This is a genomic window from Pseudoalteromonas sp. BSi20311 (assembly GCF_000239875.1).
Taxonomy (GTDB): domain Bacteria; phylum Pseudomonadota; class Gammaproteobacteria; order Enterobacterales; family Alteromonadaceae; genus Pseudoalteromonas.
Genome location: NZ_BADU01000154.1, coordinates 46,493 through 70,160, shown reverse-complemented (window position 1 = coordinate 70,160; position 23,668 = coordinate 46,493). Strand labels below are relative to the sequence as shown.

The window sequence follows — 23,668 nt, the reverse complement described above, 5'->3', positions numbered from 1 at the left end:
GCTATTTTTCTTTGAAAAAATAGCCAATTAAGCCCACAATTCAACTAGATTAAAGCCACAAGGATCACCCATGCAGGCCGAGCAAGTTGAAATAGCCCAATTTTTAGTTGAACACCCCCCCTTTGATACGCTTGAGATCGAGGCACTAAACGAACTAGCAATGCAAATTGAAGTTGCTTATTTTCGTGCGCAAACTGATATTTTACATTTAGGCCAAGATATTAGTGACTTATATATTATTCGTAGTGGCTCGGTTGAAATTTCACGCCGTAATGGCGAGCTCTATAATCGTTTAGCCACAGGCGGTATTTTTGGCCAAATGGGCCTATTAATGAACCGCAAAGTGCGCTTTCCGGCTCGTGCGCTTGAAGACACCTTAACCTATTGTATTAACGTTAATACCTTCAACGAATATTGTGATAAATACGAAACCTTTGCCGATTTTTTTGAAGTGGATGGTAACGTACGTTTGCACCAAGCCATTGTAGAGCAAGCCGACAGCAATGATTTAACCACCGCGAAAGTAAAGTCATTATTACACCGTGATGTGGTCACAGTAACAATGCAAACTGCTATTCAAGACGTCGCATTTTTAATGACGCAAGAATCGGTCTCTTCAGTGTTAGTTACCGACATAGAAAAACAAATAAGCGATGACCCAGAAGAAGACGACGGTCAAGTTGTTGGGATCATAACCGACAGAGATATTCGCACTAAAGTGGTTGCCCAAGGGTTAACATATGATACACCCGCCAAAGAAGTAATGACATCAAGCTTAGTACTACTTGATAGCAACGCCTATGTGTTTGAAGCCGTATTAGCCATGCTAAGAGATAACTTACATCATTTACCTGTGGTACATAAAAAACGGCCTATTGGGGTAATATCGCTGTCTGATATTTTACGTTATGAATCACAAAGTAGCTTACTGTTAGTACGCGGTATTTTAGCGCAGCAATCAGTTGATGACTTAGTTCATTACGCACGCCAATTACCTAATGTATTTGTACGTATGGTTAATGAAGATGCAAATTCGCATATGATCGGAACCGCTATGGCGGTCATAGGGCGTACCTTTAAACAGCGTTTATTAGCATTGGCCGAAGAAAAATTTGGCGAGCCGCCTATTCCTTATTGTTTTATAGCCTTAGGCTCAATGGCCCGCGACGAGCAGCTAATTGTGACTGATCAAGATAATGCTCTCATTTTGGATAATAGTTTTGATGAGGCACTGCACGATGAGTATTTTCAAAACCTATCAGATTTTGTGTGTGATGGTTTAGCTAAATGTGGCTATACCTATTGTGACGGTGAAATTATGGCGTCGTTTAAAAAATGGCGTATGACCCGTACACAATGGAAAGAAAAATTTGCTAGCTGGATGGCCGAGCCGAAACCGCAAGCCCTGCTTAATAGCTCGATATTTTTTGACTTAGATGGTGTATGGGGCAAGCTAAAATGGGCCGATGAGCTTAAAACGCTGGTGGCCAAAGAAAGCAAAGTAAACAAACGCTTTTTAGCGAACCTTGCTGCCAATGCCCGCAATAGAACGCCGCCACTAGGGTTTTTTAATGGCTTTGTGCTTGAGCATAATGGCCAGCATAAGCGGTCAATGAACTTAAAACGCCGTGGTACGGCGCCGCTATCTGATGTGGTGCGCGTTCATGCGTTAGCGGTTGGCTCACGTAAACAAAATTCGTTTGAGCGCTTAGAAGATATTATAGAGGCAAATTTACTGCCTAAAGGTAAAGCACAAGATTTACGTGATGCGTTTGAGTATATTGCCACAGTACGTATTCGTCATCAGGCATGGCAAATAGAGCAAGGTGAAGCTCCAGATAACGATCTAGACCCCCATTTACTTTCACCCTTTGAGCAAAGTAATTTAAAAGAAGCCTTTGCTATTTTAGAAAAAGCGCAAAGCTTTTTAAAATTTAGCTATTCTGCGCACCCGGGTGTGAAATAAGTTATGGCTAAATCACCGTTAGATTGGTCACAGCGCTACGAGCAGTTATTGCAAACTGCGCAAAACCCGTTACTTAAAGACTTTTATCAACAAGCGTTTACCAATCAGGCTGCTCCACTTAAAGATGTCCCTTTTGTGGCACTCGACTTTGAAACAACCGGCCTTGATGCGAATAGCGATGATATTGTTAGTGTGGGGCTGGTGCCTTTTAATGTAAATCGTATTTATTGTAAAGAGAGCCGTCACTGGGTGGTGCAACCACGACGAGATTTAAGTGAAGAGTCAATTGTTATTCATGGAATTACTCATTCAGAAGTGGATGAAGCCCCTGATCTTAATCGAATTTTAGCGCCACTGCTTGATGCCCTTAAAGGCAAAGTGGTGGTGGTACATTATGCTGCAATAGAACGTCATTTTTTTTATAACGCGCTACTTATGCGTATAAAAGAGGGCATTGAGTTTGCACTAGTTGATACGATGGAAATAGAAAGGCGGGCGCTTAAAGCGCGGCAGGGGTTATTAGGCAGGCTGTTTAATTCAAAGCTAGGATCACTTAGGTTAAGTGATACACGGGAGCGTTATTCATTGCCACTGTATCAAAACCATAACGCGCTTACTGATGCACTAGCCACTGCCGAGCTGCTGCAAGCGCAGCTGAGTTACCACTATAGATCAGATACGCCACTGAGTGAAATTTGGCTTTAGCTATTGAAGCATTACTGTTAAAAATAGAGCACAAAAAAGCCGCAATTTGCGGCTTTTTTATTATGGAATGTGTTGTGTTATTTAACTGGGCGAGGCTCAGTTCGTAAACCTAAAATTAAGCTTACACACATCAATAACAATACAATGGTAAATGGCAGACCGGTTGATATAGCCCCCGCTTGCAGTGCTTCAATCGCTTGAGTGCCACCAATCCAAAGTAATGCAGCAGCGATAGCACCCTCAACAGACGCCCAAAAAATACGCTGTGGTACCGGCGCATCAATCTTACCACCTGCTGTGATTGAATCGATTACAAGTGACCCTGAATCAGAAGAAGTAATAAAGAATACCAGTACTAAAACAATAGCAATGAAAGATAAAACGTTCGCCATTGGCATTTCATCAAGCATTTGGAACATCGCCATAGGCACACTTGTTAAACCGTCAGTTCCTAGGGCACCAATTCCATTAACAACTTGGTCAATTGCGATGCCGCCATAAATAGACATCCATAAGATAGTGACTGTTGTAGGAATAAGTAGTACAGCGGTTAAAAACTCACGAATTGTACGACCACGTGAAACACGGGCAATAAACATACCTACAAACGGTGACCACGAAATCCACCAAGCCCAATAAAATACTGTCCATCCATGCATCCATGTTTCATCTTCACGACCATGTGGGTTACTTAACGGAATAATGTTTTCTACATAGCCCATTACTGTGTTTGGTATATTACCCATAGATACAGCAAAACCAACTAAACATACAAATACCAGTAGCACTAAAGCAATAAGCATATTGACGTTACTTAGTAGCTTAACGCCACCATCAATGCCTCGAATAACTGAGACAATGGCTAATAACGTCACCCCTGTAATAACCAGAATTTGTGAACCTACGCCACCTTCAAGGCCAAATACGTGGTTAATACCCGCTGAAGCTTGTTGAGCACCTAATCCTAAAGATGTTGCCAAACCAAATAAGGTCGCAAGCACAGCTAAAATATCGATTATATGCCCCGGCCAGCCCCATGCTTTATCACCTAAAATAGGGTAAAAAATTGAGCGTATAGAAAGCGGTAAGCCTTTATTGTATGTGAAAAACGCTAAAGAAAGCGCGACAACCGCATAAATGGCCCAAGGATGAAGACCCCAGTGGTACATAGTTGCGCCCATTGCAAGCTTTGCTGCTTCTGGGGTGTTGGCAGCCACATTAAGTGGTGTTTCATACCAGCCGGTGTAATAAGCCACCGGTTCAGCAACTCCCCAAAACATTAAGCCAATACCCATACCTGCTGCAAATAACATTGCCAGCCAAGAAATACGAGAGTGAGATGGTTTAGCATCGTCGCCGCCTAAACGGATATTGCCGTAAGGCGAAAAAATTAAAACTAAACAAAAAATAACAAAGAAGTTAGCAGCCCACATAAACAGGCCGTCAAAATTATTAATAATATCGGTTTTGATACCATTTAGTGTTGTTTTAGCTACTTCGGCATCTGACACTAGTACGGCGATTAAAAAAAGTGCTATTAACCCTGCACTGATCCCGAATACAGGGTTATGTATATCAAATCCCCACTTTTGTACGTTGTCTTGACCTACGGTGTAGTCCGTATTATCAATACTGTACTTGTCATGATTCTCGCTCATGCAATACCTCATTGGTTAATGAAACAGGTTGGCTTAATGCCAGTTTTTTATAGTTCACTGTATTCGTCTTATTAGATTATTTGCCAAAGCTAACAACACGAATAATTAGAAGACTAACTAATTTAATTGCCCATCATACCTTTACTGCTAGGGGAGTTAAATATTAAATACGAAAGAATTAACACTTTGCTAAAATTTTGAGCTGACTTTGTCTTTTTATTGTACATGTCTGGTCGCTAAGAAAATGAAAACTAACGCGTTAGCACTTTATTTTATAGTCGTAAATAGCAATGAATGCAAAAGCTAAGTTAATGAATATTCATATTAATAGGGCGTATAAACAGATAAATCACTTAATTGGATACGCTAAAAGCGTACTCTGATTTTTAAAACTAAGAGTAATTTGTTAAATGGGCTTTTTTATGACTTTTTAATTACATTTTTATAGCTTTGGATTTTTAGCCAAGGGGAGGTTAATAGAATCAGCAATGAAAATAGAGATGTTAAAGTAGTTTTTATAAAAAGGTGGCATACTTATTTTGCAGTTTAAACTAATTTGCTTTCTCATTTATTTTGAGTCTTAACAGCTTAACTCACGAAGAGGGTAAAGAGACGCTGCGCTTTTAGAGAAGTAACAAAGCCACATAATTAAACAAAAATGATGAGGCAGAATGGCTTTTACTTTCTCATTTTCTTCTCATTCACTTCTCTCAGTGCAATAAGCATTTTAAGAAAATTACGCACAAAGACACCAAAAAAAGCTGCAGCTTTAACACTGCAGCTTAGGATGGTTAAATTTTCATTTGTACGCTTCATTGTGAACGCCTGCGGCGCGTCCAGATGGATCTGCATTGTTTTGAAATGATGCATCCCACGCCAGTGCTTCGGGGGTTGAACATGCTACTGATTTACCATGTGGTACACAGTTAGCAGAGGCATCGCCCGGGAAGTGCGATTCAAAAATACGGCGGTAAAAATACGCTTCTTTTGAATCTGGCGTGTTAATTGAGTATTTAAATTTAGCATTCGCTAGTTCTTGATCCGTTACTTGCTCATTCACATACTCTTTTAAAGTATCAATCCAGCTGTAGCCAACACCATCAGAGAATTGTTCTTTTTGACGCCATAACACTTCGTCTGGAAGGTAGCCGTCGAAGCCAGCACGTAAAATATGCTTTTCAATTTTTTCGTCTTTACACATTTTAGCTTCTGGGTTGATGCGCATTGCCACATCAACAAATTCTTTATCTAAAAATGGCACGCGTGCTTCAACACCCCAAGCAGCCATTGATTTATTAGCACGTAAACAATCAAACATATGCAGTTTTGATACTTTACGGTTTAGCTCTTCATGAAACTCTTGTGCATTGGGTGCTTTATGAAAATATAAATAACCACCAAATAATTCATCGGCGCCTTCACCTGAAAGTACCATTTTAATGCCCATAGCTTTAATTTGGCGTGCCATTAAGTACATAGGGGTTGATGCACGAATAGTGGTTACATCGTAGGTTTCAATGTGATAAATCACTTCTTTAAGAGCATCAATACCTTGTTGAATAGTAAAAATAATAGGGTGGTGAATAGTGCCTATCATATCAGCCACTTTTTGCGCTGCTGCTAAATCGGGTGAACCTTCCAAACCCACTGAAAACGAATGCAGTTTAGGCCACCAAGCGTCACTTTCATCGTTGTCTTCAATTCGTTTTGCGGCAAAACGTTGGGTAATGGCTGAAATAACCGATGAATCTAATCCGCCTGATAGTAATACACCGTAGGGTACGTCACACATTAGTTGGCGTTTTACCGCGGCTTCTAGTGCATCTTTTACATCTTCTGCTTTGGCGTCGTTGTTTTTAACTGCGTCATAGCTTTGCCAATCACGTTGGTAGTAAGGTGTTAATTTACCGTCTTTGCTGTAAAGGTAATGACCAGGCGGGAACTCCTCAATATGTTTACAAATAGGCGAGAGCGCTTTTAGCTCTGATGCTACATAAAAATTGCCATGCTCATCGTGGCCTGTATACAGTGGAATAATACCAATATGATCGCGACCAATAAGGTAAGCGTCTTGCTCTTCATCATATAAACAAAAGGCAAAAATACCATTTAAATCATCTAAAAAGGCGGGCCCTTTTTGCTTATACAGGGCTAAAATAACTTCACAATCTGACTGGGTTTGAAAATCGAAGTCGACCTCTAAACTCGCGGCAAGCTCTTTGTGATTATAAATTTCGCCATTTACCGCTAAAATATGCGTTTTTTCTGGGTTGTATAGTGGTTGCGCACCACTTGATACGCCTACTATTGCTAAGCGTTCATGCACTAAAATTGCTTTGTCTGATGAATACACCCCTGACCAATCAGGCCCGCGGTGGCGAAGCAGTTTAGACATTTCGATTGCCTGAGTGCGTAACTGGCTGGGATCCGATTTAATATCGAGTACGCCGAATATTGAACACATAATTTTTCCTCATTCCTATTAAGTGCCTACGATAGCGAGTTTGCTAAAGACTAACCTTGTTTTATCAGAAATAAATACCTAAGTCACACGGCTTTTTTAAAATAATAAGAATAATTTATGCACCAAATAAGCTGGCGTTGCACCAATATAGTGATATTGACAAGGAGATCAAAACTCACTGTACAATTTTTAATATACAATTACGCTGAAGCTACATTAAATTGCAACAATTAGTTTGCCTTGCACCAAGGAGGTGCAAAGCGAAAAGTAAATAAATAGCGGTTGAGTTACTCCGTGAGGGAGTTTTAGTGCACTATTAATTCCAGTACTGGCTTAAACTCAGCTTAAGTTGTGCTAAGTGAGCGTCGAGTTTTTCCTTTGCAGCATTTGCTTGCTCAAGTGATACAAACTCAAAAGTGATTGGGTCGGCGGTTCTAAATTGTGCAAACTGATGTAAGTCGGCTTCTATTACATGCGCGATTAAAGGATACCCCCCTGTGGTTTGCCCGTCATTTAATAATACAATAGGGTTACCATCGGGTGGAAGCTGAATGCTCCCAGGTGCGACTGCTACGGAGGGCAGTGAAAGCGAGTGTTGCATAACAGCCGTATTTTTATGATCTAGGCGTACGCCCATACGATTACTATTTGGATTAATAGTAAATGAGCTATCACAAAATGCATTGATACACTCGGGTGTTAATAACTCATAATGAGGGCCAACATGTAAACGGATGATGCTTCGTTTTGGCGGGGTAAGGGCACCCTTATTACATAACCAAGGTTTAGTATAAGAGTTAATGGCTATCATATCGCCGCTTTGCAGTGCACGGCCATCAAAGCCACCAATAGCTGCCCCCAAATCGGTTGATTTAGAACCCATAACCTCTTGGCATTCAATGCCACCTTTTACCGCGATGTAAGCTCGTGAACCACCACGACCGGTTACAAACTTAAGCGTTTGCATTGCTTTTACTGGGTAACTCCAGCCTGGATAAAGTGGATGCCCGTTTAGTGTTGCTTTTAAGTCTGCACCATGCAGGGCAATAACCGTATCACACTGAAATTGCAGTTCACATAAACCAACGGTTAATTCCAACACCGCAGCGTTATCGTTATTGTTCAATAAACGGTTTGCAATGATGTGCGCACACGTATCTAGGCTGCCTGAGCGGTTAACCCCTAAATGTCGAAAACCCACACGACCTAAATCTTGAATTGTAAGTTGAATACCGCTCTTGATAACTTTAATCATGGTTTACTCCTTTGACAGGCACAAACTCTATGGTATCGCCAGGTTTAAATAAGCAAGGATTAGCCGCTTTAGCATCAAATAAGCAGGCATCAGTGTGAGCAATGATATGCCAACCACCCGGTGAATCTTCAGGGTAAATACCCGTTTGGTCTGCGCCAATGGCAATTGCGCCTTTTGGAACACTCACTCGGGGATTATCACGTCTTGGAGTAAATAACTGTGAGTTGAGTCCGTGTAAATAAGGAAAACCGGGCACAAAACCTAAAAATAGAACGTGATATAGCTTTTTACTATGTAAGTTGATCACTTCATCTATGGTGAGTTGATGATAGTCAGCCACGTAATCTAAATCTTCACCTTGGTAATAGGTATTAATTTGATGGTGCTGGCTTTCAAACGGGTAATCATCTACTTCCTCCCATAACTTAGCTAAGCTGTTGTGCCATTTATGGAGCATTTCTGAAGACTTTAAATACAAAGTTAACGAGTTCATAGCCGGTACCAAATCAATAAACTCATTACTATTTTTACAGTGCTGGGCTAGCGCCCAAAGCTTTTTTTGCGTCGCAAGTATGTGTTGTTCGCTATAGTGAGAAACATCAAAAAGCAGGCTAGAGTTCGTTAAAATTTTTATACTAGGAATCATGCTCATATAGTTAACTCATTAATATTAATTACATTTAAGCTATCACAGTCGCTGTGCTATTACGATAATAATAGACAAGCTCAGATCGAATACACTCCCTTTTTCGTAAAGTTTTGTTGTGTGAAATTTATTTTTGAGTTTACAGGTCTGCTTAAGGGTCTGTTGACCTTTGCGGATTAAATCGCTCCTAGGCAGAACCCTTCGGGCAGCGCCTGTTTGGCATTGATGCTGCGTTATCGCCTATTTATGGGGAATAACCACACCACATAGGCTCTGCCTTGCCTAAACACCAAACAGACTGCTGCAAATTTAACCTTGGAAGGTCAACAAACCCTAGAGTAACTAAAACTAAGAGGTAATCGTATGTTTAAGGGGTTAATATTACCGGCATTTGCCATTGTGGGCTTGCTTAGTGCGATGAACGCAATCTCGTCAGACGAAGTAACTAAGCCCAGTGATTTAGATGCCACTATGCATGTAGAACAGCTAGTGCTTGGCTCGGGCTGTTTTTGGGGGGCAGAAAAACGCTATGAAGCACTTAATGGTGTTCTCGATGCAGAGTCGGGCTATGCCGATGGGCATGGGTTTAAACCAACCTACAGAAATATAACTAAGTTATCGCGCCGCTTTGATGAAGATAATTACGCCGAAGTGGTGCAGGTTACATTTAATAGCAATATCATTTCAGCAAAAGAGCTGCTGCAAAATTATTACGAAAGCCACGATCCGACTCAAAGGAACCGCCAAGGTAATGATGTAGGTACGCAATATCGCTCTATTATTTTAACTACAAGTGACGAGCAAGCAAACACCGCGCTTGCGGTAACACAGCAGTATCAGCAGTTACTCACCAAAGCAGGTTATGGAAAAATTGCTACACAAATTAAGCCACTTGAGCGATTTTACTCTGCAGAAGAGTATCATCAAAATTACCTTGAAAAAAATCCAAACGGCTATTGCCCAGATCATTCAACCGGTGTCGTTTTTAGTCAAGACGAAAAGCAGCAGCTTGATAACACCGCATTGTTGACTGGCAAACAAATTGTTATTTTAGACTCTCGCGATTACTGCCCTTACTGTGAAAAATTTAAAGCGGCGGTAGCCAATGACTACAAAGGCACAATACCAATGACATTTCGCCATGCTGATCAGCTTAATGGCTTAACCATCAAATCGGCTACTTGGGCTACACCCACCATCTTATTTTTAGAAGATGGAGTAGAAGTGTATTCTCGCCAAGGTTACATGGATGCCGAGCGGTTTTATAAGGCGCTAGGGGCATTTAAGCTTGGTGACAGTGAAGCTTATAAAGTAGCGTTTAATGCTAAAACCGACAGCCCGTATTGTAAAGAGTACGCTATTTTTAAAAACACCCCCGATGGTATTTTTATAGATAAACTCAGTGGTGAACCCTTGTTTGATACCCGTGATAGATTTAACTCAGGCACTGGCTGGTTGTCGTTTACACACCCTGTAAAAGACAGCGTAACGCAACATGAAGATAACAGTTGGGGAATGCAACGTATTGAGCTTAAATCTAAAAGTACCGGTATTCATTTAGGGCATTTATTTCCAGGGGAAGGGCCAAAAGGTCAAGATAGATATTGTATTAATGCCACGGTGTTAGAATTTGTCGCTCGTGATGAAATAAACAGATCAGATGATGTTTAAGCTAATTAGCAAATAGGCAAATTTTAAGCAAAAAAAAGCAGCGAGACTTAGATAAGGTCGCTGCATTTCAATTGACAACATCTTCACACACAATAAAGATTCGGGGGGTTGTATTAGTAAAAACTAATGCTGAATTATTGGTGCTGATGTGATTGTAAATAAAAACAACTCAAGCTCAGTCACCACCGGACTTGAGTTGCTTTTTACACTGACAACATCTTCACACACAATAAAGATTCTTACATTTATTGGCGGGTGTAAGCGTAAAATAAAAACAACCCAAGCTAAGTCACCACCGAACTTGAGCTGTTTTTTACACTGACAACATCTTCACACACAATAAAGATTCTTTTTTACTAGCTCGTTGTTACAAACTAATTAAATTTGGTTTCAGTAACGCGTTTTATTATTTTTGGTCGTTGCTGATTTGTTGAGTTAACTTTAGAGCTTTTACTCAATTTCGACAAGCGATAAAAACAAAACTAATAAGTGAAAAAAACTAACCTATAAATCCAGTCAATAAGGAGTTGCTCAAGTAGTTGATAATGCTGGTTATATTTTATTTTTAGAGGTTTGTGTGAGACACGAAAAAAATATTTTAAAAAGGTCGTAAATAATTAAACGCCCATAAAAGGGCGTTTAATGAATAGTCACTTTGTTTGTCTGAAGGTGTTAATTACCCATTTGGCAAACAAGTCGAGCGGGTGGTTTGCCGTACTAGAGCCATGTTGTACCAAGTAGTATTTATCTTTGGTGGTAAGTGGTTGTTCAAATAGTTTATAAAGCCATTGTTCATCCAGCCAGCTTTGGCTAATTGGTAGAGGAATAAGCGCAATGCCCATTCCTTGCTGCGCAGCTCTTGCTACACCAAACATACTGTCTATTTGAATAATTTGCGTTGGTGAAAAGTCATCAATCCCAACTTTTTCTGCCCACTGATGCCAAGCCCAAGGCCGTGCTTTATGTACAATAAGGGGTACTTGGTTAAGTGCCTGACAATGATCGTTTTGCCATTGTTCAAGCAGCTTTTTATTACACGCTGGAATGTATTCTAAATTAAAAAGCTCGGTAGCCAGTCCATCAAGTGGTTTACTTGAGGATAAAATTATTGATAAATCACTCTGGCGGGTTAATTCCTTTCGAGTTTTAAGGGTATCCATGTGTAAATTAATATTAGGGTGCTCACTGGTCCACTCACTAAGCTTAGGCATCAACAATTCACTGGCAAAAAACTCGGGTAACGTGATGGTCAAGTTTACATTTTGTTGTAACTGACTAAATTCGGTAATGGTGCTCTCTAGCATATTTATAATCGGATAAATTGCTTCAAAAAAGTTCTTCCCTGCAGGCGTTAAACTAATAGAGCGAGTTTGTCTTTGAAATAAATCAATGCCTAGCTGCTCTTCTAGCTGCTTAATTTGATGGCTTACAGCCGAGGGCGTTAAGTAAAGCTCTTTAGCAGCATGTTTAAAACTTAAGCTTTTTGCGGCAAAACAAAAAGAGCGAAGGCCGCGAATAGGTGTTTGCATGGTATCCAGTATAAAGTTATTTCAATCGCCTAGTAATAGGCAATAATTAAACCAAAAATAAAAACTAACTATATCAGCAATTTATTTATTTTATTAGGTCGAATTCACCTAAGTGGTGCGTTAAATTGTCACTATAGTGCAAAAACTAAAATATAGACAAAAAAAATCCCTCTTACGAGGGATTTTGGGTAACTCAGCGCCATTGGCACTGGGAATGAGGTCGGTACAGAGTGAAATTATGAGTGGTTTAAAACACCATCTCAGGAATATCACCATTAACTAGCAATTTACCTGCCGTTTTGCTAATAATTTCATCAACTGATACGCCTGGTGCGCGTTCTAGTAAATGAAATGCGCCGTCTTTTACTTCTAGAACGGCTAAATCAGTAACTATTTTTTTAACACAGTTAACGCCCGTTAGCGGTAACGTACAGCTTTCTAATAACTTAGAGTCGCCGTGTTTACTGGCATGGGTCATGGTAACAATAATGTTTTTTGCACCTGCGACTAAATCCATCGCTCCGCCCATGCCTTTAATTAATTTTTTAGGGATCATCCATGAGGCTATAGAACCGTTTTGGTCTACCTCAAACGCGCCCAGAACGGTTAAGTCTACATGACCACCCCGTATCATGGCAAAACTATCTGCACTATTAAATATAGCTGCACCGGTAGCTGCCGTCACGGTTTCTTTACCCGCGTTGATCATATCCGCATCAACAGTGGCTTTAGTAGGGTATTCGCCCATGCCTAAAAGACCATTTTCGGACTGTAGCATAACTTCTATGCCATCGGGTACATAGTTTGCGACGAGTGTCGGAATACCAATGCCCAAATTAACATAAAACCCATCTTGTAACTCTTGAGCTACGCGCATTGCGACTTGTTCACGTGATAATGCCATTGTTAGTGCTCCTGCTTAATCTCGTGTGGTAACACGTTCAATGCGTTTTTCAAAGTTACCTTTTATAACGCGGTTAACAAAAATTCCTGGCGTATGTATTTGGCTTGGCTCAAGTTCGCCTGGCTCAACAATTTCCTCTACTTCTGCAACGGTAATTTTACCCGCAGTAGCCGCCATTGGATTGAAGTTCATGGCTGTATGACGAAATACTAAGTTGCCGTAGCGATCCGCTTTCCATGCTTTTACAATAGCGAATTCACCGGTAATTGACTCTTCTAAAATATAAGGGCGACCATTAAACTCTTTTACTTCTTTACCCTCAGCAACCGGTGTGCCGTAACCTGTGGCTGTGTAAAAAGCAGGTATTCCTGCACCACCAGCACGCATTTTTTCAGCAAGAGTACCTTGTGGCGTAAGTTCTACATCAATCTCGCCACTTAGTAGCTGCTGTTCAAACAAGGCATTTTCGCCAACGTATGAGGCGACCACTTTTTTAATTTGCTTGTCGTGCAGTAACAGCCCTAAACCAAAGTCATCAACACCACAGTTATTGGAAACAACGGTTAACTCTTTAGTTTGCATTTTTTTAATTTGGGCAATTAGACCCTCAGGGATACCACATAAGCCAAAACCACCGGCTATTATTGTATCGCCGTCTTTTAAACCTTCCATTGCAGCTTCATAACTAGAAACTACTTTATCAAAACCGGCCATGAGTCACTCCTCATTCTGTGCTATTTAATTATTGTGCGTGTAATGCTGCAGAAACCTTGCTAGCAGGTTGTTTGTTCAGTGCACTCGTAATTTGCCAACCTGCCTCAGCAAGCCTTTGTAAATCAATTCCATGCTCAATGCCAAGTCCTTGCAGTAAGTATACAACATCTTCGGTGGCAACATTTCCTGACGCGCCTTTGGCATATGGGCAGCCACCAAGGCCGGCAACAGCACTGTCAACCGTTGCTATACCAAGGTTTAGCGCAGCGTAAATATTTGTGAGCGCTTGCCCGTATGTGTCGTGAAAATGTACAGCAAGTTTAGATTTATCAATATGTTTAAGTAGCAATGTAAGTAGCTCTATTACTTTAGCGGGTGTGCCAACACCTATGGTGTCACCTAGGCTAATTTCATAACAGCCCATTTTTAAGAGTTTAGCAGCAACAGCCAGTACAGTATGAGGGTCAACATCTCCCTCATACGGGCAACCTAACACACAACTTACATAACCGCGTACGCGAATGTTATGCGCCTTTGCAAAAGCCATAACTTCACTAAAACGCGCCAAACTTTGCTCAATAGAGCAATTAATATTTTTTTGGCAAAATGCTTCGCTCGCTGCGGTAAATATTGCAAATTCTTTAATACCTACAGCATCTGCTGCCTCTGCCCCTTTTAAATTAGGGGTAAGGGCACTGAGATTAACCTCAGGTAAATTAAGTGCGCTGATTACTTCACTAGAGTCTGCCATTTGTGGCACCCATTTAGGTGAGACAAACGCACCGGCTTCTATGTCTTTTATGCCTGCAGCGGCGAGTGCGTTAATAAGCGTTATTTTATCAGCAGTTTCTACAGCGGCTTCATTTTGAAGTCCATCTCTGGCGCCCACTTCAACAATTCGCACTGCTTTAGGTAATAATGAACTCATATTAAGCGGGTTCCTCTGCAGTTGTGTCCTCAACAATGGCCAGTAATGCGCCATGGCTTACCAGTTCACCTTCAGCAAAGCAGTAGCTTTTAAGTACGCCATCATGTGGGGCATTAAGTGTGTATTCCATTTTCATCGCTTCAATAATAACCACAGCATCGCCTTTAGTGATGGTACTTCCCACCTCTAACAAGTGTTTAACTACAGTACCATTAAGCGGCGCAGCAAGGGGTAATGCCTCATTTTCATGTGAGCTGATGAAATGTTTATCAACACATTCAAACTTAGTTTGCAGTGCTTGGTTCATTACCGTAATGGCGTTATCAACGAGGCTTACATGCGCGGTGTGCTTGGCACCATTAATAAATACGCTGCAGTAACCATCAGCTAACTCACCTTGTACTTCAAAGGTATTGTCATTAATGGACATGCTGTAGCCTTGCGCGGTTTTTATTGCGCTTACAGGCGTATCGCTAAATGGAATGCTAATGTGTTGCGGCGCATTTAAACTAAACCCATGCAATTGTTGCCAAGGATTTGCACTACGTGTGTTACAGCCAAGTGATGCTAAATACGCAAAACCTGCAATTAAGCGGCTAGTTTGTAATAAAGACGGGTCAATAGTAACTAACGCTTCACCTTGCTCTGCAATAAAGTGGGTGCTTGGAGCACCTTGTTTAAAGCGTGGATGAATCGCTAAATTATATAAAAAGCTGATATTAGTGCTAAATCCGGCTAAATGAAATTGTGTTAATGCTTGTTGTAAACGCGAAAGTGCTTGGTCTCGGTTATCATCATGAACAATAAGTTTGGCAATCATTGGATCGTAATACGGGCTTATTTCATCACCTTGGGCAATACCAGTATCAATACGTACATATTCACTGTTAGCGGGCGTATATAGTGCCTCAATAGTGCCAGAGCACGGAATAAAGTCATTACTTGGATCTTCAGCGTAAATACGTGCTTCAAAACTGTGTCCTTGTAGCTGAATATCTGCTTGCGCTAAAGGTAACGCTAAACCACTGGCTACATTAATTTGCCAATTAACTAAATCAACGCCTGTGACCATTTCACTCACTGGGTGCTCTACTTGCAAGCGAGTATTCATTTCCATGAAAAAGAACTCATCACCACAGAGTAAAAATTCCACAGTGCCAGCGCCTCGGTAGTTAATTGCTAGGGCACATCTTACCGCGGCTTCGCCCATTTCTTTTCGCAATGAGTCTGATAAACCGGGGGCAGGCGCTTCTTCAATCACTTTTTGATGCCGACGCTGCAATGAACAATCACGATCACCTAAATACACACAGTTGCCATAGTTATCAGCAAATACTTGTACTTCAACATGGCGTGGTTGGTCAACATAACGCTCAAGCAAAACCAGATCATTACCAAAACCGGCAGTAGCTTCACGTTTAGCACCTTCTAATGCGCTTATAAACTCACTGGCTTTTGAAACTATACGCATGCCCTTACCACCGCCACCAAAGGCCGCTTTGATAAGCACAGGGTAGCCAATTTTTTCAGCCTCAGCTTGTAAAAAGCTAGGGTCTTGTTTATCGCCATAATAACCTGGCACCAAAGGAACATTAGCGGCTGCCATAATTTCTTTTGCACGGGTTTTAGAGCCCATAGCTTCTATGCTGCTTGCTGGTGGCCCAATAAAGGCAATGTTATTAGCTTCACAAACATTTGCAAATTCGCTGTTTTCAGATAAAAATCCATAGCCCGGGTGAATACAATCAGCACCACTCATTTTGGCAACGTTAAGTATTTTATCTGCAACTAGGTATGAGTCTTTACTCGGCGCTGCACCAATATGATAGGCTTCATCAGCCATTTTTACATGTTGAGCGTTTTTATCTGCATCTGAATAAACCGCAACCGTGGTCAAGCCCATTTGCTTTGCTGTTCGCATAATACGACAAGCAATCTCTCCGCGATTAGCAATCAGAATTTTTTGTAAGTGTACTGTGTTCATAATGCGTCCTAGAGTTGCCATTGGGGAGGGCGTTTTTCAAAAAAGGCAGTTAGACCTTCTTGACCTTCGTCTGATACACGAATTTTGGCTATACGTTCTGCAGTGAGCGCAATTATTTCGTTATCGATTTCTTTGTTTGCCACATCATTAATAAGCGCTTTAGCTGCTTTAACCGCTACCGGGCCATTATCTATCAGCGTTTGTAGTAGGTTATCCAGTGCACAGTCTAAATTTCCCGTAATTTGATGAATTAGCCCCAACTGCTTGGCCGTATGCGCATCAAATACTTCAGCCGTTAAAAAATAACGACGAGCAGCGCGTTCACCAATAGCTTTTATTACATAAGGGCTGATCACAGCAGGAATTAAACCTAATTTAACTTCACTTAAACAAAATTGAGCGTCGTCTTTACTGAGCGCAATATCACAGCAAGCAATTAATCCCAATGCGCCACCAAATGCTGCGCCTTGTACCGCACAAATTGTAGGGTGTGGGCTTTGTGCTAATACTTGCATTAACTTAGCCAGCTGCATTGAATCGGCCAAATTATCGTTATAGTTGTTATCTGCCATCGATTTCATCCAGGCTAAATCGGCACCGGCTGAAAAGTGTTTACCCTCAGTTTTTAATACAAGGGCACGAATATCGAGGGTATTAGCATGTTCAATACATTGAATGAGCTCATGGATAACGTCGCTATTAAAGGCATTACGTTTTTCTGGGCGACTTAAAACAAGTACAGCCACATTAGATTTTGTTATTTGTAGTGTTACTGACATTTTAAGCTCCCATTACATTCTAAATACGCCAAATTTCGATTCACGCTCAGGGGCATTTTTAGCTGCGCTAAGTGCAAGCCCAAGAACATTGCGTGTATCGGCCGGGTCAATAATGCCATCATCCCATAAACGGGCACTGGCATAATAAGGGTGACCTTGCTGTTCGTATTGATCGATGATTGGCTTTTTAAAATCGCTAATTTGTTGCTCGCTCATGCTTTCGCCTTTGCGGGCGAGACCATCTTGTTTTACTTGCGCCATTACACCAGCGGCTTGTTCGCCACCCATAACCGAAATACGGGCATTTGGCCACATCCACATCATGGTCGGTTCAAACGCTCGGCCACACATACCATAGTTACCTGCACCGTATGAGCCACCGATTAAAATAGTAAATTTGGGTACATCGGCACACGATACCGCCATTACCATTTTAGCCCCGTGCTTAGCAATGCCTTCAGACTCGTATTTTTTACCGACCATAAAGCCAGTGATGTTTTGTAAAAATACCAGGGGAATGTTGCGCTGAGCACACAGTTGAATAAAGTGTGCGCCTTTTTGCGCTGACTCACTAAATAAAATACCGTTGTTGGCCACTATGCCTACGGGATGACCATAAATGCTGGCAAAACCTGTTACCAGTGTTTCACCAAAGTAGCGTTTAAATTCATCAAACGATGAGTCATCGACAGTACGGGCAATGACCTCACGGATATCAAATGGCTTTTTAAGATCAGTACCGACAATGCCGTAAAGTTCGTTAATATCATAACGAGGGGCTTTTACTTCTTCGAGTAATGGTGAGGTAGGGCGCGAATAGTTAATTCGTTCAATACACTGGCGAGCAATCGACAAGGCATGAGCATCGTTTTCAGCGTAATGATCGGCCACACCTGATGTTTTACAGTGTACATCGGCGCCACCAAGCTCTTCTGCAGTAACTACTTCACCGGTGGCAGCTTTTACTAGTGGCGGACCAGCTAAAAAGATAGTGCCTTGCTCTTTTACAATAATACTTTCATCGGCCATAGCAGGAACATACGCACCACCTGCAGTACATAACCCCATAACCACAGCAATTTGTGGAATGCCTTTACCCGACATACGCGCTTGGTTATAAAAAATACGACCAAAATGCAGTTTGTCAGGGAATACGTCGTCTTGCTCAGGTAAGTTTGCGCCACCTGAGTCAACTAAATAAATACACGGTAAATGACAACGTTCGGCGATGTCTTGTGCGCGTAAATGCTTTTTAACAGTCAGCGGGAAATAGGTGCCGCCTTTTACTGTCGCATCATTAGCAATCACCATACATTCAACGCCTTTAACGCGACCAATACCTGCAACCACACCGGCACAAGGAATATCTTGTTCATAAACGCCAAAGGCAGCAAATTGCGATATTTCTAAAAATGGCGAGCCTTCATCTAGCAAAGTGGTAATACGGTCACGGACAAACAATTTACCGCGGCCTTCATGGCGCTCTTTTAAAGCAGCACCACCGCCTAAACGTATTGTTGCTGCTTTACTGCGTAAATCATCCACTAGCGCCGACATGTTGTTGTGATTTTGCACAAAATTTGGATCATGCGGATTAACGCTCGATTTTAAAATCGTCATAACTAATCCTTAGCGGCTTTCAGTGAATAATTCGCGACCAATTAACATACGGCGTATTTCTGAGGTGCCTGCACCAATTTCATACAATTTCGCATCACGCAGTAAACGACCTGTTGCGTATTCATTTATATAACCATTGCCGCCTAAAATCTGAATTGCGTCTAATGCCATTTTAGTTGCAAGCTCAGCAGCGTATAAAATTGCGCCAGCAGCGTCTTTACGGGTGGTTTCGCCGCGATCACATGCTTTTGCTACTGTGTACACATATGAGCGAGCTGCATTCATTTGTGTATACATATCAGCAATTTTGCCTTGTATTAACTGAAATTGACCAATAGGGCTGTCAAATTGCTTACGCTCATGGATGTAAGGCACCACAATATCCATACACGCTTGCATTATGCCAAGTGGGCCGGCCGCTAAAACAACACGCTCATAATCAAGGCCACTCATAAGTACCTTAACGCCTTCGTTTAAGTTACCTAAAATATTTTCTTCGGGTACTTCACAGTTTTCAAATACCAATTCACAGGTATTTGAACCACGCATGCCGAGCTTGTCGAGCTTTTGTGCGGTTGAAAAACCAGGGAATGTTTTTTCTACAATAAAGGCTGTAATCCCTTTAGCACCAGCGTTTAAATCTGTTTTTGCATAAATTACCAACGTATCTGCGTCAGGGCCATTAGTGATCCACATTTTATTACCATTTAAAATGTACTTATCGCCTTTTTTCTCTGCTTTAAGTTTCATAGAAACAACATCAGAGCCCGCGTTAGGTTCACTCATCGCCAGTGCACCAATGTGCTCACCACTAATAAGTTTAGGTAAGTATTTTTCTTTTTGTGCTTGTGAACCATTACGGTTTATTTGATTAACACACAGGTTTGAATGCGCACCGTAACTTAAACCAATAGAGGCACTTGCACGGCTAATTTCTTCCATGGCAATAACGTGCTCTAAATAGCCTAAGCCAGCACCACCAAATTCTTCATCCACGGTCATGCCAAGCACGCCCATTTCACCCATTTGCGGCCAAAGTTCATTGGGGAACGCATTATCAAGGTCAGTTTTTTCAGCTAGTGGGGCAATTTCTTGACTGGCAAAGCTGTTTACGTGACTGCGGATCATATCTGCAGTTTCGCCAAGGCCAAAGTTCATTTCTTTATATAGTGAAATAGTGCTCATGATTAATTCCTGTGTGTTGATGACGTTGTTATATTTTATTCATCTATTTTGCTAAGCGTGTCGCGACAGCGACGTTCAGCGGTGACCAGTTCCATAAGAACCACTTTAATGTCATCCATCTGTTGTGAAAGATCGGCTTTTTTCTCACTGATAAGGTCAAGCATGGTGACTAACTGTTTTGCACTTGATTTATCAGCATCGTACAGTTCAAACAAACGACCAGTTTCAGCTAAGGTGAAACCTAAACGCTTGCCGCGCAGTATTAGCTTTAGGCGAACCTTGTCGCGCTTTGAGTAAATACGTGTTTGGCCATTGCGCTCTGGCGATATTAACCCTTGGTCTTCGTAGAAACGGATAGAGCGGGTGGTAATATCAAATTCTTTAGCCAATTCACTAATGCTAAAAGTTTGTTCGTTTTTAGCCGGCTCGTTGGCTGAATTTGCAAAGTTTGTTTGATTATCTGATTTCATTGTAATGTTTACCTCATTCGAATAACTCCAATATAAGTGAAGTTTACGTAAAGGTAAAGTGCGATCTGGTTGTTATACTTTAGACGTATAAAATAAAAGCGGAAATACAGCAGAAGTTGAGTGTTTATAAACGTTATAAGCCAGTTAGACAGTATGTAATAATTTTTTAGCAAGCTAACTTTACAGTTTTTACACTAATTAGAAAGTTGATTTTAGATTTACGTTGGCGTAAACGTAAATTTTATGTATGCTCGTATTTATCAGATTAGTTTAAACATTAAGCTAAACATAATAAAACATGTTTGCGTTAATTGAAAATGGAGCCTTTTATGTCTTTCGAAAGCGTTGTAATTGTAGCAGCAAAACGCACCCCAATGGGTGGATTTATGGGCGCACTAAGTGATGCGCAGTCTACCGAATTAGGTGCTACGGCCATTGCAGGTGCACTTGCTCAAACGGGTTTAAGCAATGATGCAATTGATGAAGTAATTATGGGCTGCGTATTGCCAGCCGGTTTAGGCCAAGCACCTTCGCGTCAAGCAATGCTTAAAGCGGGGCTTGCACTAAGCACCGGCGCTACCACTATTAATAAAGTATGTGGCTCTGGATTAAAAGCCGCGATGTTAGCGAATGACCTTATTAAAGCAGGTTCTATTGAATCAGCAATCGCTGGTGGTATGGAAAGCATGACCAATGCACCTTACTTTATTCCTAAAGCCCGTGGCGGTATGCGTATGGGCCATGGCGAAATCAAAGATCACATGATGAGTGATGGCCTAGAAGACGCCTACGACAATAAAGCAATGGGTTGCTTTGCTCAAGACACAGCCGATGAATATGGTATTGGTCGTGAGCAAATGGATACGTTTGCACTGGGTTCATTAAGTAAAGCAAACGCAGCCATAGAGAATGGGTGGTTTGATAACGAGATCACTCCGCACACTATTAAAACGCGTAAAGGCGATGTCACTGTTTCAATTGATGAGCAACCTGGCAACGCACGCCCTGAAAAAATTCCAAGCTTAAGAGCTGCATTTAAAAAAGACGGCACTATTACTGCCGCTAATTCATCGTCTATTTCAGATGGTGGTGCTGCGCTAATACTAATGAGCGAATCAAAAGCAAAAGCTGAGGGTTTAACGCCACTTTGTAGAATTGTTGCTCACAGTACTCACTCTCAAAAACCAAGTGAATTTACCGTAGCTCCAGTGGGCGCAATGAACAGCGTTCTTGAAAAAGCTGGCTGGACAACCGCCGATGTTGATTTATGGGAAATTAATGAAGCGTTTGCCATGGTCACTATGCTGGCTATTAACGAATTAAAGCTCGATGAAAGCAAAGTAAACGTTAATGGTGGTGCGTGTGCACTAGGCCACCCAATTGGTGCTAGTGGCGCACGTATTTTAGTAACACTTATTCATGCGCTTAAAAACCGAGGCCTCAAAAAAGGCGTTGCGTCTTTGTGTATAGGTGGCGGTGAAGCCGTTGCTATGGCAGTCGAAGCACTTTAACTGATAACAAAGCCGCAGCAACTATAACAATCACAGCGCTGCGGCAATTAAATTGACTCAATAGGATTTATTATGCACCAAGTACCTTTACTAATTAACGGCGAGTTCGTTCAGTCAACGTCAAATGAATTAATTGATGTTGTAAACCCAGCTAATCAAGAAGTGCTCGCGCAAGCGCCATGCGCTACAGACGCAGAGATGGATGCGGCGATTGCATCAGCAAGCGAAACATTTAAAACATGGAAAGATGTGCCTATTACAGAGCGTGCGCGCATTATGATGAAATACGCGGCGCTATTAAAAGAAAACCATGATGAACTAGCCACTATTATTTGTCATGAGCTAGGCAAAACGTTTGAAGATGCAAAAGGTGATGTGTGGCGTGGTATTGAGGTAGTTGAACAAGCTGCTAATGCGCCGTCGTTAATGATGGGTGAAACCATGGAAAACGTAGCACGCAAAATTGATACGTATTCTTACATGCAACCACTGGGTGTGTGTGCAGGTATTACGCCATTTAACTTTCCGGCAATGATCCCATTGTGGATGTTCCCACTGGCAATTGTGTGTGGTAACACCTTTATTTTAAAACCGTCTGAGCAAGATCCGCTTACTCCTATGCGCTTAGCTGAGCTATTTATTGAAGCTGGTGCACCAAAAGGTGTGTTACAAGTTGTGCACGGTACTAAACCACAAGTAGACCGCTTATTAGAAGACAAAGCCGTACGTGCTATCTCATTTGTGGGTTCATGTGGTGTAGGTGCATACATTTACTCTAAAGGCACACAAAACTTAAAACGTGTTCAAGCGTGTGTTGGCGCTAAAAACCACATGGTAATTATGCCTGATGCGAGTAAATCGCATGTTGTTAATAACCTTGTGGGTGCCTCTGTAGGTGCGGCAGGTCAGCGCTGTATGGGTATCTCTGTGGCGGTATTTGTTGGTCAAGCAAAAGACTGGGTTGATGAAATTAAAGCAGGCTTTGAAGGTGTACGCCCAGGTGTTTGGGATGATGCAGACGCGGCTTATGGCCCACAAACATCACCTGCTGCAAAAGCACGTATTTTATCACTGATTGCTGATGGTAAAGCACAAGGAGCTACCTGTTTAATTGATGGCTCTGACTTTAGCGTTGAAGGTTACGAGCAAGGTAACTGGGTAGGTCCTACGTTATTTACTGATGTAACCAAAGATATGAACTTGTACAAAGAAGAGATTTTTGGCCCTGTATTGGCGTGTATGTTTGTTGATACCCTTGAAGAAGCCATTGCGCTTATTAACGAAAGCCCTTACGGCAACGGTACTTCATTATTTACCTCAAGTGGTGCGGCTGCACGTAAATTCCAACACGAAATTGAAGTAGGCCAAGTGGGTATTAATGTGCCAATTCCTGTGCCTTTACCATTTTTCTCGTTTACGGGTTGGAAAGGCTCATTCTACGGCGATACACACACGTATGGTAAACAAGGTATTCGTTTTTACACAGAAACCAAAACCATTACTTCTCGCTGGTTTGAAGATGATATCGCTTCAGGTCCAAATATGAGTATTAATCTTAAGTAACAGTTTAACCGCATAATCAATAAAAAAGAGGGGCACAACACATAATGTTGTCGCTCCTCACTAATAACTCCCTTGATGGGATGCACCGACAACAAACAAAACACAACAAGAGGTCT

General features: G+C 41.6%; 18 protein-coding genes. 5 read left to right on the top strand and 13 right to left on the bottom strand.

All coding sequences use genetic code 11. From position 1 onward, the window contains the following. Positions 1-70 precede the first annotated feature (70 nt). Together P20311_RS15790 and P20311_RS15785 are read left to right on the top strand one after the other, a co-directional pair. Complete coding sequence (locus P20311_RS15790; protein WP_008114722.1) at positions 71-1,966, top strand: putative nucleotidyltransferase substrate binding domain-containing protein; 1,896 nt, start codon at positions 71-73, stop codon at positions 1,964-1,966. A gap of 3 nt (positions 1,967-1,969) precedes the next feature. Next, on the top strand, positions 1,970-2,671 hold the full coding sequence (locus P20311_RS15785) for a 3'-5' exonuclease (protein WP_008114720.1): 702 nt from the start codon (positions 1,970-1,972) through the stop codon (positions 2,669-2,671). Between the two features lie 77 nt (positions 2,672-2,748). Here P20311_RS15785 and P20311_RS15780 read toward each other — a convergent pair whose 3' ends face one another. From P20311_RS15780 to pxpB, 4 genes are all read right to left on the bottom strand, one after another. Next, positions 2,749-4,329, bottom strand: a complete 1,581-nt coding sequence (locus P20311_RS15780; protein WP_008114717.1) for a BCCT family transporter — start codon at positions 4,327-4,329, stop codon at positions 2,749-2,751. A gap of 799 nt (positions 4,330-5,128) precedes the next feature. After that, positions 5,129-6,793 carry an asparagine synthase B gene (gene asnB, locus P20311_RS15775; protein WP_008114714.1) on the bottom strand — a complete coding sequence of 555 codons (1,665 nt, stop codon included), beginning with the start codon at positions 6,791-6,793 and terminating at the stop codon, positions 5,129-5,131. A 316-nt stretch (positions 6,794-7,109) separates the two neighbouring features. Further along, complete coding sequence (locus P20311_RS15770; RefSeq protein WP_008114712.1) at positions 7,110-8,048, bottom strand: biotin-dependent carboxyltransferase family protein; 939 nt, start codon at positions 8,046-8,048, stop codon at positions 7,110-7,112. After that, positions 8,041-8,700: a 5-oxoprolinase subunit PxpB gene (pxpB, locus tag P20311_RS15765; RefSeq protein WP_036985270.1), complete on the bottom strand. Its 660-nt coding sequence runs from the start codon at positions 8,698-8,700 to the stop codon at positions 8,041-8,043. Before pxpB ends, P20311_RS15770 begins: the two co-directional genes overlap by 8 nt. A 357-nt stretch (positions 8,701-9,057) precedes the next feature. On the opposite strand from pxpB, the gene msrA reads away from it, so the two are divergent. After that, complete coding sequence (gene msrA, locus P20311_RS15760; RefSeq protein WP_008114709.1) at positions 9,058-10,365, top strand: peptide-methionine (S)-S-oxide reductase MsrA; 1,308 nt, start codon at positions 9,058-9,060, stop codon at positions 10,363-10,365. Positions 10,366-11,015: 650 nt separating this feature from the next. On the opposite strand, the gene P20311_RS15755 is transcribed toward msrA, so the two are convergent. The 9 genes from P20311_RS15755 to P20311_RS15715 form a co-directional block, all read right to left on the bottom strand. Further along, on the bottom strand, positions 11,016-11,894 hold the full coding sequence (locus P20311_RS15755) for a LysR family transcriptional regulator (protein WP_008114707.1): 879 nt from the start codon (positions 11,892-11,894) through the stop codon (positions 11,016-11,018). Between the two features lie 247 nt (positions 11,895-12,141). Then, the gene (locus P20311_RS15750; RefSeq protein WP_008114705.1) at positions 12,142-12,798 is read right to left on the bottom strand and encodes a 3-oxoacid CoA-transferase subunit B; all 657 of its coding nucleotides are present in this window, start codon (positions 12,796-12,798) and stop codon (positions 12,142-12,144) included. 15 nt (positions 12,799-12,813) lie between these two features. Further along, positions 12,814-13,512: a CoA transferase subunit A gene (locus P20311_RS15745; protein WP_008114703.1), complete on the bottom strand. Its 699-nt coding sequence runs from the start codon at positions 13,510-13,512 to the stop codon at positions 12,814-12,816. A gap of 28 nt (positions 13,513-13,540) precedes the next feature. Further along, on the bottom strand, positions 13,541-14,440 hold the full coding sequence (locus tag P20311_RS15740) for a hydroxymethylglutaryl-CoA lyase (RefSeq protein ID WP_008114701.1): 900 nt from the start codon (positions 14,438-14,440) through the stop codon (positions 13,541-13,543). Between the two features lies 1 nt (position 14,441). Further along, positions 14,442-16,424 (bottom strand): acetyl/propionyl/methylcrotonyl-CoA carboxylase subunit alpha, encoded by a 1,983-nt coding sequence (locus P20311_RS15735; RefSeq protein WP_008114699.1) that lies wholly within the window; start codon positions 16,422-16,424, stop codon positions 14,442-14,444. Positions 16,425-16,432: 8 nt separating this feature from the next. Next, positions 16,433-17,203: an enoyl-CoA hydratase/isomerase family protein gene (locus P20311_RS15730; protein WP_008114697.1), complete on the bottom strand. Its 771-nt coding sequence runs from the start codon at positions 17,201-17,203 to the stop codon at positions 16,433-16,435. A 12-nt stretch (positions 17,204-17,215) separates the two neighbouring features. Then, a complete protein-coding gene (locus tag P20311_RS15725; RefSeq protein WP_008114695.1) occupies positions 17,216-18,823 on the bottom strand; it encodes a carboxyl transferase domain-containing protein in 1,608 nt (535 codons plus the stop codon). Positions 18,824-18,832: 9 nt separating this feature from the next. Next, positions 18,833-20,008 (bottom strand): isovaleryl-CoA dehydrogenase, encoded by a 1,176-nt coding sequence (locus P20311_RS15720; protein ID WP_008114693.1) that lies wholly within the window; start codon positions 20,006-20,008, stop codon positions 18,833-18,835. Between the two features lie 35 nt (positions 20,009-20,043). Next, positions 20,044-20,478, bottom strand: coding sequence for a MerR family DNA-binding transcriptional regulator (locus P20311_RS15715; RefSeq protein ID WP_008114692.1), 435 nt, complete (start codon positions 20,476-20,478; stop codon positions 20,044-20,046). Between the two features lie 329 nt (positions 20,479-20,807). Between P20311_RS15715 and P20311_RS15710 the strand changes: the two genes are divergently transcribed. Then, positions 20,808-21,989 (top strand): thiolase family protein, encoded by a 1,182-nt coding sequence (locus P20311_RS15710; protein ID WP_008114690.1) that lies wholly within the window; start codon positions 20,808-20,810, stop codon positions 21,987-21,989. A 72-nt stretch (positions 21,990-22,061) separates the two neighbouring features. Beyond that, complete coding sequence (locus tag P20311_RS15705) at positions 22,062-23,552, top strand: CoA-acylating methylmalonate-semialdehyde dehydrogenase (protein WP_008114689.1); 1,491 nt, start codon at positions 22,062-22,064, stop codon at positions 23,550-23,552. The last annotated feature ends 116 nt before the right edge of the window (positions 23,553-23,668 follow it).

Coding starts and splice junctions, on each gene's coding strand:
- asnB (WP_008114714.1), bottom strand. CDS start 6,793: ATGTGTTCAATATTCGGCGTACTCGATATTAAATCGGATCCCAGCCAG.
- msrA (WP_008114709.1), top strand. CDS start 9,058: ATGTTTAAGGGGTTAATATTACCGGCATTTGCCATTGTGGGCTTGCTT.
- P20311_RS15755 (WP_008114707.1), bottom strand. CDS start 11,894: ATGCAAACACCTATTCGCGGCCTTCGCTCTTTTTGTTTTGCCGCAAAA.
- P20311_RS15750 (WP_008114705.1), bottom strand. CDS start 12,798: ATGGCATTATCACGTGAACAAGTCGCAATGCGCGTAGCTCAAGAGTTA.
- P20311_RS15745 (WP_008114703.1), bottom strand. CDS start 13,512: ATGGCCGGTTTTGATAAAGTAGTTTCTAGTTATGAAGCTGCAATGGAA.
- P20311_RS15735 (WP_008114699.1), bottom strand. CDS start 16,424: ATGAACACAGTACACTTACAAAAAATTCTGATTGCTAATCGCGGAGAG.
- P20311_RS15705 (WP_008114689.1), top strand. CDS start 22,062: ATGCACCAAGTACCTTTACTAATTAACGGCGAGTTCGTTCAGTCAACG.
- P20311_RS15715 (WP_008114692.1), bottom strand. CDS start 20,478: ATGAAATCAGATAATCAAACAAACTTTGCAAATTCAGCCAACGAGCCG.
- pxpB (WP_036985270.1), bottom strand. CDS start 8,700: ATGAGCATGATTCCTAGTATAAAAATTTTAACGAACTCTAGCCTGCTT.
- P20311_RS15790 (WP_008114722.1), top strand. CDS start 71: ATGCAGGCCGAGCAAGTTGAAATAGCCCAATTTTTAGTTGAACACCCC.
- P20311_RS15780 (WP_008114717.1), bottom strand. CDS start 4,329: ATGAGCGAGAATCATGACAAGTACAGTATTGATAATACGGACTACACC.
- P20311_RS15725 (WP_008114695.1), bottom strand. CDS start 18,823: ATGACGATTTTAAAATCGAGCGTTAATCCGCATGATCCAAATTTTGTG.
- P20311_RS15720 (WP_008114693.1), bottom strand. CDS start 20,008: ATGAGCACTATTTCACTATATAAAGAAATGAACTTTGGCCTTGGCGAA.
- P20311_RS15785 (WP_008114720.1), top strand. CDS start 1,970: ATGGCTAAATCACCGTTAGATTGGTCACAGCGCTACGAGCAGTTATTG.
- P20311_RS15740 (WP_008114701.1), bottom strand. CDS start 14,440: ATGAGTTCATTATTACCTAAAGCAGTGCGAATTGTTGAAGTGGGCGCC.
- P20311_RS15730 (WP_008114697.1), bottom strand. CDS start 17,203: ATGTCAGTAACACTACAAATAACAAAATCTAATGTGGCTGTACTTGTT.
- P20311_RS15710 (WP_008114690.1), top strand. CDS start 20,808: ATGTCTTTCGAAAGCGTTGTAATTGTAGCAGCAAAACGCACCCCAATG.
- P20311_RS15770 (WP_008114712.1), bottom strand. CDS start 8,048: ATGATTAAAGTTATCAAGAGCGGTATTCAACTTACAATTCAAGATTTA.